Source organism: Gordonibacter sp., assembly GCF_036667095.1.
In the GTDB taxonomy this organism is placed as follows: domain Bacteria; phylum Actinomycetota; class Coriobacteriia; order Coriobacteriales; family Eggerthellaceae; genus Gordonibacter.
The window spans coordinates 1-11166 of the sequence record NZ_JAVWUP010000079.1; the positions used below are offsets into that span (position 1 = coordinate 1).

The 11166-nt window shown below is 60.7% G+C and carries 12 protein-coding genes and 1 other RNA gene; 11 read left to right on the plus strand and 2 right to left on the minus strand.

The features are described from left to right. Positions 1 to 343 precede the first annotated feature (343 nt). Complete coding sequence (locus RR842_RS08340; protein ID WP_332729450.1) at positions 344 to 1249, minus strand: adenine deaminase C-terminal domain-containing protein; 906 nt, start codon at positions 1247 to 1249, stop codon at positions 344 to 346. A gap of 270 nt (positions 1250 to 1519) precedes the next feature. Between RR842_RS08340 and RR842_RS08345 the strand changes: the two genes are divergently transcribed. From RR842_RS08345 to RR842_RS08390, 10 genes are all read left to right on the plus strand, one after another. Continuing rightward, on the plus strand, positions 1520 to 1954 hold the full coding sequence (locus tag RR842_RS08345; RefSeq protein ID WP_332729451.1) for a hypothetical protein: 435 nt from the start codon (positions 1520 to 1522) through the stop codon (positions 1952 to 1954). Next, positions 1921 to 2601 carry a helix-turn-helix domain-containing protein gene (locus RR842_RS08350; protein WP_332729452.1) on the plus strand — a complete coding sequence of 227 codons (681 nt, stop codon included), beginning with the start codon at positions 1921 to 1923 and terminating at the stop codon, positions 2599 to 2601. Before RR842_RS08345 ends, RR842_RS08350 begins: the two co-directional genes overlap by 34 nt. Positions 2602 to 2674: 73 nt before the next feature. Next, entirely contained in the window at positions 2675 to 3724 is a 1050-nt protein-coding gene (locus RR842_RS08355; RefSeq protein ID WP_332729453.1) for a GNAT family N-acetyltransferase, read from the plus strand. 141 nt (positions 3725 to 3865) lie between these two features. Further along, positions 3866 to 4519, plus strand: a complete 654-nt coding sequence (locus RR842_RS08360; RefSeq protein ID WP_332713569.1) for a thermonuclease family protein — start codon at positions 3866 to 3868, stop codon at positions 4517 to 4519. After that, the gene (locus RR842_RS08365) at positions 4510 to 5001 is read left to right on the plus strand and encodes a GIY-YIG nuclease family protein (RefSeq protein WP_332574699.1); all 492 of its coding nucleotides are present in this window, start codon (positions 4510 to 4512) and stop codon (positions 4999 to 5001) included. Before RR842_RS08360 ends, RR842_RS08365 begins: the two co-directional genes overlap by 10 nt. A gap of 35 nt (positions 5002 to 5036) precedes the next feature. Then, positions 5037 to 5492: a YhcH/YjgK/YiaL family protein gene (locus RR842_RS08370; RefSeq protein WP_332514258.1), complete on the plus strand. Its 456-nt coding sequence runs from the start codon at positions 5037 to 5039 to the stop codon at positions 5490 to 5492. A 124-nt stretch (positions 5493 to 5616) separates the two neighbouring features. Beyond that, positions 5617 to 5898 (plus strand): hypothetical protein, encoded by a 282-nt coding sequence (locus RR842_RS08375; protein WP_332514259.1) that lies wholly within the window; start codon positions 5617 to 5619, stop codon positions 5896 to 5898. Between the two features lie 249 nt (positions 5899 to 6147). After that, positions 6148 to 7329 (plus strand): M42 family metallopeptidase, encoded by a 1182-nt coding sequence (locus tag RR842_RS08380; protein ID WP_332521560.1) that lies wholly within the window; start codon positions 6148 to 6150, stop codon positions 7327 to 7329. 5 nt (positions 7330 to 7334) lie between these two features. Then, positions 7335 to 7799: an SsrA-binding protein SmpB gene (gene smpB, locus RR842_RS08385; protein ID WP_332514263.1), complete on the plus strand. Its 465-nt coding sequence runs from the start codon at positions 7335 to 7337 to the stop codon at positions 7797 to 7799. A gap of 56 nt (positions 7800 to 7855) precedes the next feature. Further along, on the plus strand, positions 7856 to 8599 hold the full coding sequence (locus tag RR842_RS08390) for a hypothetical protein (RefSeq protein WP_332514265.1): 744 nt from the start codon (positions 7856 to 7858) through the stop codon (positions 8597 to 8599). An 86-nt stretch (positions 8600 to 8685) separates the two neighbouring features. On the opposite strand, the gene ssrA is transcribed toward RR842_RS08390, so the two are convergent. Then, positions 8686 to 9054: a transfer-messenger RNA gene (ssrA, locus tag RR842_RS08395) on the minus strand. A 358-nt stretch (positions 9055 to 9412) separates the two neighbouring features. Between ssrA and RR842_RS08400 the strand changes: the two genes are divergently transcribed. Beyond that, positions 9413 to 11161 carry a L,D-transpeptidase family protein gene (locus tag RR842_RS08400; RefSeq protein WP_332729454.1) on the plus strand — a complete coding sequence of 583 codons (1749 nt, stop codon included), beginning with the start codon at positions 9413 to 9415 and terminating at the stop codon, positions 11159 to 11161. Positions 11162 to 11166 lie beyond the last annotated feature (5 nt).

An 11166-nucleotide genomic window follows, 5' to 3' on the forward strand; every position in this document is an offset into this window, starting at 1 on the left:
CAGTAGTTTTAAGGGGGGCCGCATGGCTCCGTCACGCCCCTCGTGGGCGTGCGGGTTGAAACTCTTTTTCATCCGGTCTGAGCGTGTTACATCGTGGTCACGCCCCTCGTGGGCGTGCGGGTTGAAACGCAAAGGATGGCAAGGCCCGCAAATCGTTGATCGGTCACGCCCCTTGCGGGCGTGCGGATTGAAGCGAGGTAATCAAGCTTGAGCACTACGGCGCGGCTGCTTTTCCGTTCATGATACCCCGTGCACTTCGAGTCCGAGATAGACTCATGAGCCTGACAAGAATGCTCTGGAACTTCCATCAATAAAGTCCCAGAGCAAATAAGGCAGGTGAGGTTCAATCTTCGCTGCGAATGCTAAACGGCAGCGCCTCCGTATCCCATTGCGCTGCCAGCAGCGTCGCGAACTGGAACGTCGTGCAGTCCACCAGACCGCGGTTCGTCAGGCGCAGTTCGGGCAGGCAAGCCAGGGGGATCAGGGCCATCGTCATGAACGGGGAAGGCATGGTGCAGCCGATCTCAGCCCAGGCCTTCTCCATGCCGTGCACTTTCTCGCTTAGCTCCTCGGTCGGCAGGGCGTCCATGAGACCGGCGATGGACAGCTCCACCAGGCCCAGTATCTCGCCATCGACCACCACCATGCCTCCTCCGCAGGCTATAAGCGTATTCGCAGCCAGGGCCATGTCGTCGTCGTTCGTGCCGACTACCAGCAGGTTGTGGGCATCGTGCGCAACGGTGGACGCCATCGCCCCGCGCTTGATGCCGAAGCCCTTCACGAACCCGTAGCCGAACTTTCCGGTTTCGTGGTGACGCTCGAACACGAACGTCTTCAGCACGTCTTGGCCGATGTCGGACTCGAGCTTGCCGTCGATCACGGGCAGGTCTTTCCAGGCCGAACCGTAGCGCATCATGGCGTACATGCCGAAGCGCATCTTCGCCAGCGCGTCCTCAGTGCGGGTGGACTCGTGGCAGCAGCGCACACCCGAGGCGACATACGCGTTCAGCCCACGGTCGGTTTCGGGCATGGAGTAGTGGCCAGTCACGATCTTGCCCGCGCGCAAGGTTTCGCCCACCTCGCCGTGTGCATGGTCGGTGCCGCCCAGGATGCCGGGGAAGTTCATCATCTCACCGAGGCCCACCACGCTCGGCCAGTCCATCGTCTCGGCAATGTCCTCGGGGCCGACAAACGATCCCGTGTCCTCGAAGCCGGGCACGGCCGGCACGCATGAGGGGGTGTTGATCATGCCTTGACTCCTTAAGGGGACGGCGTCGCTAGTCGGCGCACTGGCTGATGCGGTCATTATCACGCGATCGCGGTGTGGTGTCGGGGCAGGAGAGGCGGTCTTCAAGCGGAATGGGCAAACGCCGTGCGAATCGTTTCTTGCAAAGAGGGTGGTGCCGTAGTAAAGTGGTTTTCGGAAAGCTAACGATCGTTAGCTAAAGACGGAGAGGGTGCTGCGGAGAGCTTCGAGCATAGCTCGTGCCCTTCGTAGCGCGGAAGGAAGGCAAGGGCCATGCTTGACAAAATCGCGCGAGGGTTTGCCTTTTTCATTAACTGGTTCAACGGAATATGCGCGGTGGTCTGCGGCTGCATAATGATGCTTGCGGGCCTGAGCATGCTCCCGGCCGAGATGGATGGTTTCATGCCGCTGTCTATCTACGACAACTTCCCCCTCCACGACGTGTTCTTCACCAGCCACTTCTGGCCTGGTTTGGCGCTTTTGCTGGTGAACGGTGTCGCCAATATCGTGGCGTTGGTGTTCCGCTTTCGCGGCGACCGCATCGCCTCGTATCGGTGGGGTGTGACGGCGGGCATTCTGCTGATCGTGTGGACTGGGGTGGAGATGGTCTTCGTTCCCAACGAGATATCCGTGGTCTATATGATCATCGGCGTTCTACAGCTTGTGGCGACCTGGTGGGCGCTGCGTACTTGGGGGATTCGCGCATGACGGCGCGCCGCGATACGAAGGCCGCTATCGTAGAGGTGGCGCTGCGCCTGTTCGCTGAGCGCGGCTACGAGGGTGTGGGCGTGCGCGATATTGCCGAGGCGGTGGGCATCCAGCCGGCCTCGCTGTACAAGCACTATGCGGGCAAGCAGGCTATCTTCGATGCTGTCGTGGAGCGTATGAACGCTGCCTACGACGATCTCGTGCTCAAGCTGCAGATGCCTGACGGCATGGTTCCCGCTGGTGCGACATCCCAGCTGGCCGAAGGGTACGCGACGCTTCCTCCGGGGGCGATCGAGGCTATGAGCGTGGCGATGTTTCGCTATTGGACCGAAGACGAGCATGCCGTGTCCTTCCGACACCTGTTGGTTATGGAGCAGTACCGCAGTCCCGCCATCGGACGGCTGTACCGTAGCTACTTCATGGAGAAGCCCCTTGAACATCAGGCGAAGCTGTTCGCCGAGATGATGCGGGTAGGTTACTTCAAGCAGAGCGATGCCCGACTCATGGCCATCGAGTTCTTCTCGCCCATCTTGCTGCTTATGGTGGCGGCCGATGGGTGCGAGAGTGCCGCCGAGCGCAACAAGATCGCGGATTGCGTACGCGCCTACGTCGAGCGCTTCGGGCGCATGCATGCGCGAGAAGGTTGACCCGGACAGCTGTAGTGCGCGCCCGTGCTAGAATAGTGCGCAATCCACGCAAACCGCTTTGAACCGAGGCTTCATGAATATAGCCGTAAGCGCCTGCCTGCTAGGGGAGCCCTGCCGCTACGATGGCATGGCCGTGCCGTGCTCGGCAGTCGATGACCTGCGAAGCGCCCACCAGCTGCTGCCGATTTGTCCCGAGTTGGCAGGTGGCCTTGATGCTCCTCGACCTCCTTGCGAGATCGTCACGCGGGAACGGGCGCTGCGCGTGCTGAACGTCGAGGGACAAGATGTCACCGTGGCGTTCATGTCAGGTGCCCAGGCGACGCTGGCGAGCGTACGTGCGGCGGGCTGCAAGCTTGCCATCTTGAAAGCACAAAGCCCCACCTGCGGAAACGGCATCATCTATGATGGCACGTTCACCGGTACGCATGTTGCGGGATATGGGGTGGCGGCACGTTTGCTGCGCGAGGAGGGCATCCGCGTGCTCAGCGACTTGCAGCTCCAAGAGGTGCTCGCTGCTTCCCGGCGCCGCCATCCGGATGCACCCCCGGCCCTTTTCGCCGAGTCGTCGGGCGAGTGCCCCGTGCTCGAAACCGAGCGCCTTGTACTGCGCGCTTTGGGGCCAGACGACGCACCCGACGTGTTCGCCTATTGCAGCGATCCTGATATCGGTGCCGATGCCGGCTGGCCCCTGCATCGCACGCTCGAGGATTCGCGCCTGTTTGTGACACAGATAGCCAACGCCCCGCACGTGTTCGGCATCTTCGAGAAGCGCGGTGAAAGCACCGGTCCGTGCAGAGGCTCGGTCGGTCTTATCGACGACCCGCACCGCAAAAACGTCGATTGCCTCATGCTGGGCTACGCGCTTGCCAAAGAAGCTTGGGGCCGGGGCCTCATGACCGAGGCGGTACGCGAGGTGATCAGCTATGGCTTCGAAGAACTGGGCCTGGGAATGGTTACGGTGAACCACTACGCCTTCAACCAGCGCTCGCGGCGCGTCATCGAGAAGTGCGGCTTCCGACTGGAGGGCACCCTGCGTGGCGCCGAGCCCGGTCCGGACGGCATGCCTCAGGATATGACGTTCTATTCGCTCGGTGCGGAGGAATGGAGAGGGGAGGGGCTTTAGGTCCCAAGGCTCCTGTCGGCGAAGTGTGCATTGCCTGTCCGGTTTCCCTCTCTTCCCTGTTGAAGGTTCGCGTCTGGCAGGTTCGACTTGCCGATAGGCTATAATCGTCTCTTCGCATACGAGGAGATGGAAAGGGCGGCGATGGCGGCCAGCAAGCAGCAAATGGCGAGCGCGTTTTCGAGCCTGGCACGGAAGAGCCCGGTTGCGGCTGTTGTGGTTGCACTGGCGCTGGTGTTAGCTTTGCTTGGCTCGTGGATCTGGTCGAGCGTGCAGCCGGTCGATTCCGCCTCGGCCGGACCTTCGTCTTCGGCCCCCTCGCTTTCGTCTGTTGTTGCTTTTGATGGTGCGCTTGAAGAAGCCGTGGTCACGCACGTGACCGATGGCGATACGATCAAGGCCCGGCTTCCCGACGGCACGGTGAATTACGTGCGCCTCGTCGGCATCGACACGCCGGAGAGCGTCGCCGAGGACCAGTCGCGCAACTGCGAGGAGGGCGTCATCGCCTCAAACTACACAAAGTCGCTCGTGTCTGTCGGCCAGACCATTTGGCTGCAACGCGACGTCTCCGAGACGGATCGTTACGGCCGCTGGCTGCGCTATGTATGGCTGGAGAAGCCGGACGATCCGACGAGCAAAGACGAGATTGCCTCGAAAATGCTGAACGCCATACTGGTGCGCGAAGGGTATGCGCAGGTGAAACATTATTCTCCCGACACAACACTGTACAACTTCTTCAAAACGCTGGGCGACGAGGCTATAGCCGAAGGCAAAGGCGTGACGCGCAAATGGGCGTAAAGAGGGGGAGCGAGGATCTTGAGCACGCCGCGTCGAGGAAGGCTTGCGCGGCGGAATCGTCGGCTGATCATGTGCCGGAAACCTCGTCCGAGATAGCAACGGGAACACCACCCGAAGCCGCTGCTCCCGCAGACGATTCCAGCCGCGCGCAGTTGGCGGCGCCGGGTACTGGCGAGCAGGCGGAAGCGCCCCGGCCGGCTTACTTCATGTACGTGCTCTCCTGCGCCGACGGAACGCTCTACACGGGTTATACTACCGACGTCGAGCAGCGCGTGCGCACGCATAATGCCGCCAAGGGCGCCAAGTACACGCGCGGCCGTCTGCCGGTCGAGCTGGTCGCCCAAGCACAGTTCGCCTCCAAGCACGAGGCCATGAGCGCGGAATACCGCTTCAAGCGCCTGACGCGCTTGCAGAAGAACGTCTTGCTCGACCGCATGCGCGATGCAGACCCTGCCGATGCTGCTGCGTTCCTGCTAGAATAGCGACCGACCATAACCCGCCAGCGAAAGGAACCACCGTGCTTGTCTCCTGTTTGGACAACTCCGACCGAAACGACTACCTCTCCGATCGCATGCGCACCGCATATGCGTTCCTGCGCGAGGCGGACTTGGCGAGCCTTCCGCTCGGCCGCACAGACATCGACGGCGATGCAGTGTTCGCCAACGTGCAAGAATACGAGACCGTTCCGGCTGCTGACAAGCAGATGGAAGCGCATCGCCGCTACTACGACGTGCAGTACGTCGTAGCGGGCGAGGAGTTGCTGCAATACGCCCCGCTCGACGGACTTGCCGCAGCAGCACCGTTCGACGAGGAAGCCGACTTCGGCCTGTTCGAGACGCCGGATGCCCCGAGTGCCGTCGCTCTGCACGCAGGCGATCTGGCCGTCCTCGCCCTCGAAGATGCGCACAAGCCGGGATGCGCCCTGCATGCCCCCTCTCCGGTTCGCAAAATCGTCGTGAAGGTGCTTGCCTAGCTGCCCGCCTTGGCCGCTGTGGCGGTGCGGTCGTTGCGACTCTGCTGCAATTGTTCGTCCCGCCCCGCCTCGTGGTATGATGCGGTGCTTGAAGATTAGTCGGTTTTGAAGTTGAAGGAAACCCATGCAGACCTACATCGCCCACTATCGCTCGCCAGCGGCTTCCGATACCCGTGCTACCGGGTTGTTCGAGTTCGAGAGCGATGCCCGTGTAAACTCCAAGGGAAACCTACGCGATGCTCGTCTGAAAATGCTGGAGACGTACGGCAAGGATGCCGTGTCTTGGAGCATCGACAAGGTCGAGCGCAAGAAGGCCACCGATACCGTGCAGGGCGGACAGCTGGAACTGGATTTCCGCCCGCCGAAGAAGCAACGTGTGCGTGCGAAGAAGAAGGAATACTGGTAGGCTCTGCCCGCCGCGGTTTCGATGCAGGCTGCTGCGTCGGGGGTACGGTTTCGCTGCCTCGGTGCAAAGAGGCATTGCTTTCGTCTCGCAGGCGATGCCCTGTTCCCGATGACAACCTTGCTTCATCGCGCGAAAGAAGATGAAGCCCCGTGCGTGAACCGCTATAATAACCTCCCATACCAACATTGCACGCCCGTTCCCGTTGCCCGAGAGACGAGGGGGAGGGCGTCTGAGAACCAGGGAGTACTCATGAAGAACAAGCAGGTGAAATTCCTCAAGAAACTGCTCGAAACGCCGTCTGCCACCGGCACCGAGATTGCCGTGGCGGCCCTCGTGCGCGATCGTCTGGCCGAGGTGGCCGACGAGATCGAGACGAATGTCATGGGGTCGGTGCACGCCACCCTTTCCGGCAAAGGCACGGGGCCGTCCCTTATGTTGTCTGCGCACATGGACGAGATCGGCCTGATGGTCACCTATATCTCCGACGAGGGCTTCCTTTCGGTGGCATCCGTCGGCGGCGTTGACGCGGGTGTTCTGCCCGGTATGCGCGTGGACGTGCATGCTTCGGGCGCATTCGAGCCCTTGCGCGGCGTCGTGGGACGCAAGCCTATCCACCTCATCGATCCCGACGAGCGCAAGAAGGTTACTCCTATCGACAAGCTGGTCATCGATTTGGGCTTGCCGGCAAAAAAGGTGAAGAAGCTCGTACGTGTGGGCGATGTGATCACGTTCGGCGTGGGCTTTGAGCGCTTCGGCCGCAACATGGCCGTATCGCGTGCATTCGACGACAAGGCCGGCGTATGGGTTGCTGTGCGCGTGCTGGAGAAATTGGCGGAAGCCGGCCGTGCATCGGGCGATTTCATCTGCGCTGCCACGGTGCAGGAGGAAATCGGTACGCGGGGCGCGGAAACGTCTGCCTATTCCGTGTTCCCAGACGTGGGCCTCGCCTTCGACGTGACGCACGCCACCGATTATCCGGGCATCGACAAGACGAAGCACGGCAAGATCGTCTGCGGCGAGGGCCCCGTTATCGCTCGCGGCCCCAACATCAACCCCGAGGTGTTCGAGCGCTTGGTGGCCGCTGCCGAGGCCGAGGGCATCCCCTACCAGATCGAGGCCGAGCCGGGTGTGACGGGTACCGATGCGCGCGCTATCCAGATGGCTCGCGGCGGCGTTCCCACCGGCCTGGTGTCCGTGCCGCTGCGCTACATGCATACGCCTACCGAGGTGGTGTGCCTGGACGACCTGGATGCCACGGTGAAGCTGATCGTGCGCTTCGCGCTGGATTTGGACGAAGACGCCTGCTTCGTGCCGGGTATGGGCTCGGCCTCTGTAGGCGAAGCAGACGAACTGGCTGAGGATGTCGCCGAAGCCACCGAGGCACCCGAGACGGCGGCGCAAGCGCAATTCGACAAGACGGGTGTAAAGTAGCATCCATGAAACGCGAAGAGAAAACCATCGCGAAGAACCGCAAGGCCTTCCATGAGTACGAGATCATGGAGACCTTCGAGGCGGGCATCGAGCTCACCGGCACCGAGGTGCGGTCGCTGCGCGAGAACAACTGCCAGCTTACTGACTGCTTCGCGCTGGTGCGTGGCGGTGAGGTGTGGCTGCACAACGTGCACATACCGCCGTACTCCAACGGCAACCTCGCCAACGTCGATCCTGATCGCAAACGCAAGCTGCTGCTGCACAAAAGCCAGATCCGCGAACTGGAGCGCAAGACCACCGAGAAGGGCATGGCGCTCGTGCCGGTGAAGATATACTTCAAGCACAATTCTCTGGTGAAGGTGGAACTGGCCGTCGCGCGCGGCAAGAAGCTCTACGACAAGCGCGCCAGCATGGCCGAGCGCGATAATCGCCGCGAGGTCGAGCGTGCACTCAAAGAACGAAGCCGCTAGAATAGCAACCGTATCGCGCCGACGATGTCGCCGACGCCGACTCGAAGGAGGCCGCAATGGGCTTGGACGAGGAATTGGATAAGATCGAAGACGGCGCTGAAACACAAGCCGAGCAGATCGACGAGGAAACCGAGCTTAAGGACGTCGAGGAGTTCCAAGACGACGAGCTGTTCGATCCGCAGGCAGAAGAGTCCGACCTAGAGGAGGCCTACGAGGGTTTCTTTGCCGAGGAAGGTCCTGACGGCGAGGGCGAGACCAGTCCCGACGGCTACGATGGCGGTCTTGCCGCAGTTGTGGAGAAAAAGACGGGCTTGGATCTGTCCGAAGAGGGCTTCCATATCGTTGGCGATGACGATCCGAATGCACTTGAGGACGAGCTGGCAGAAGAAGGTATGCTTGACGAGTGCGAGGGCGACGAGCTGGCCGAAGACGACGAGGATGTCACCATCGACGAGCCGATCGACGAAAACGACGATTTCGAGGTAGTGGAGCTTGAGATCGACGACGATGATATTGTCGCCTACCTGGAAGACGAGGACGGCAACCGGGTCGGTTTTGTCGTGATGGAGGAAGGCGAAGAAGTCGAGTACTTCTACGTGGACGACGAGGGGGATGTTGTCAAGGGCGATACGGACGAGGACAACGAGTTCGACCTAGGCATCACGAAAGAGGGCGTCGCGCAGGCGACCTCCGACGTGAACGCCATCTACAAGGACGGCATTGCGGTAGTCTCCGAGTTGAAAGATGCCGTGTTCGACATCAAAGAGGCGTTCGATTTCGGCTTCCTGAAGAAAAAGTAAGCCAGCAGGCAGTTGAACTGCTCGGATAGGCATGAATCCTGACGAAAAAGGCCCCTTGCCGGATAGGCAAGGGGCCTGTTCGGTGTTGGTGGAGGCGCGGAGAATCGAACTCCGGTCCATACTACATAATCCACGAGGCTCTACAAGCTTAGTCGATGGTCGGCATTCGGTCGGACTCGGTCCATTGACAAACGTCGCCTTTCCTAGCCAGTTCAGTCTTTGCCTGGGCCATACCGGCTACGTGCTCAGGCGCATTCCCCTCAGTTGATGCCGAACCAAGGGGCGGGGAAATCCCAAGGCCGACAGCCAGACGCTATTAAGCAGCCATGGCGAGCGCCGGAGCGCTCTGAGTGTTGTTCTTGCCAATTAATTTGACGGTACCCCTGTTTAACGTGGCGAGGAGACCACGACCTGCTCCTCATTTCAAACGTACCATGTCGAAACCAGTCGCCCCCGATTGGTGAAAATGCAGCGGTTCGGCACTCGGACCGAGTTGCCGGACGCCACAAGGGGGATGGCCCCACCTTTTCAAAGAGCTGCACGGCTGCTTGCCGTGCGCCGCTGCACCAGGGTGCCGCGGAACGTACATTTTATCCCGCCACCGTCGTTTGTCAAGCAAGCACTTGCCCTTCGAGCATCAATCATGTGTTGATTATCGAAGAAAATCACGTACGAGGCATGGCGAATTTGTGATGCGTGTAACCTTAGGGGGAAGTTAAGCGTTTTGCATACAGGAAGATTTCCCTTATCTTGGTATAATGCAACTGATACTAGAATAACGCGAGTACGCAGACGAGTCTATGAGAGTCGCATATGAATGATAAGAACAAAAACGGCAAGGCCCGGCATGCCCGTCATGCAGCGCCTCCGTTGCAAGAGGGCGATACCAAAGCACAAGGGGGACAGCCTTCGTCGTCCGACCACGGTACGTCCCCGTCCAGCGCAATGCCCCCCGTGTTTCCCCCGGGCGCTCCTGCCTCGCCGAAGGCAGGAGCGGCTTCTTCTGCTCCGAACCCGCCGGCAGCGATGCCGCAGGCGGTGCGACCCGTCGCTCCCTCTGCGGGTCCCGTCGGCCAAAAGGCAGCCATACCCGGGTATGCAGGCGGCCCTCTGTTGCCGGTTGACATCAACGAAGTCGATGTCAAAAGGAGCCGTAAGCCGCTTAAGGTGCTTGGCATTGTGCTCGGCATCCTGCTTGCCCTCGTCGCCATTGCCTACGTGGCTGGATCGGTCGTGTTCATGGACCGTTTCATGCCCAATACCAAGATCGGCGACCTGGACGTGTCGTTCAAATCGTCTGCCGAGGTGCAGGACCTGCTGTCCGGGGTCATCGACGACTATGCGTTGAAAGTGGAAGGCCAAGGCTTCTCGCTGGCCCTCTCGGCGAAGGACGCGGGCATGGATCTTGACGGCAAGAAGGTCACCGACGCCATGCATGCCGAGGTGAGCCCGTGGACATGGCCTCTCGAGATAGCCCGTCAGCACGACGAGACCGAGAAACTGGCGGCCTCGTACAACGAAAGCGGTTTGGGAGATGCGATCCGTGCGGCAGTCGATCAGTTCAACGCTACGGCAAAGCCTCCGACGAATGCGACCGTTGCCTATGATGCCACGGCCAAAGCGTTCACTGTCCAACCCGAGGCCGTGGGCACCCAGCTGAACTACGATGCCGTTATCGGTGAGGTCGACAAGGCTGTCGTTGCCTTGGAGCCTACGGTGAAGCTGACGAAGGACGAGCTTGTCCAGCCCACGGTGCTTTCTACGGATGCCAAGCTCAAGGCGGCAACCGACCAGGCGAACACCATGATCAAGGCCGACATCGTGCTTACCATGGCCGGTACCGCGGCGGGCGAGGTGAACGCCGATCTGATCTCGCAATGGGTAAGGCTCGGCGATGACCTGACGGTAACGCTGGATGATGCGGCGCTTACGGCATGGGTGGACCAGCTGGCCGCGGCCTGCAATACCGTGGGCACGCAACGCACGTACACTCGCCCCGATGGCAAGGTCGTTACGGTGGAAGGCGGCATCTACGGCTGGGAGGTCGACCGCGATGCGTTGCTGGGCACGGTGAAAGAAGGCGTGGCGAGCGGTACAGTCACGACGGTCGATGTTCCCACGACATCAACGGGTACGGGCTATAATGGCGTCGGCGCTTGCGATTGGGGTGCGCGGTACTGCGATATCGACCTTTCCGAACAGTACGTGCGCTTTTACGATGCGTCAGGCGCGCTTATTTGGGAGTCGCCTTGCGTGTCGGGGACCCCTAACGGCTCGCACAATACGCCTACGGGAGTTTACTGGCTCAATGCAAAAGCAAGCCCCTCGAAGCTCAAGGGGACGAATCTCGACGGTTCGAAATACGAATCGACAGTGCAGTACTGGATGCCGTTCGTCGGCAATGTCATCGGTTTGCATGATGCTGACTGGCAAGCTGCTTTCGGAGGCTCGCGCTATAGGGATGGCTACGGCAGTCACGGCTGCGTGAACCTGCCGCCAGGCATGGCGGCGGAGTTGTACGGCATCATCCAGTCAGGCGATGTCGTGGTGAGCCACTGGTAAGATAC

Bases quoted from the DNA above. Each gene is read 5' to 3' on its own strand.
- smpB (WP_332514263.1), top strand. From the start codon at position 7,335: ATGAAACGCGAAGAGAAAACCATCGCGAAGAACCGCAAGGCCTTCCAT.
- RR842_RS08355 (WP_332729453.1), top strand. From the start codon at position 2,675: ATGAATATAGCCGTAAGCGCCTGCCTGCTAGGGGAGCCCTGCCGCTAC.
- RR842_RS08375 (WP_332514259.1), top strand. From the start codon at position 5,617: ATGCAGACCTACATCGCCCACTATCGCTCGCCAGCGGCTTCCGATACC.
- RR842_RS08345 (WP_332729451.1), top strand. From the start codon at position 1,520: ATGCTTGACAAAATCGCGCGAGGGTTTGCCTTTTTCATTAACTGGTTC.
- RR842_RS08340 (WP_332729450.1), bottom strand. From the start codon at position 1,249: ATGATCAACACCCCCTCATGCGTGCCGGCCGTGCCCGGCTTCGAGGAC.
- RR842_RS08360 (WP_332713569.1), top strand. From the start codon at position 3,866: ATGGCGGCCAGCAAGCAGCAAATGGCGAGCGCGTTTTCGAGCCTGGCA.
- RR842_RS08365 (WP_332574699.1), top strand. From the start codon at position 4,510: ATGGGCGTAAAGAGGGGGAGCGAGGATCTTGAGCACGCCGCGTCGAGG.
- RR842_RS08400 (WP_332729454.1), top strand. From the start codon at position 9,413: ATGAATGATAAGAACAAAAACGGCAAGGCCCGGCATGCCCGTCATGCA.
- RR842_RS08390 (WP_332514265.1), top strand. From the start codon at position 7,856: ATGGGCTTGGACGAGGAATTGGATAAGATCGAAGACGGCGCTGAAACA.
- RR842_RS08380 (WP_332521560.1), top strand. From the start codon at position 6,148: ATGAAGAACAAGCAGGTGAAATTCCTCAAGAAACTGCTCGAAACGCCG.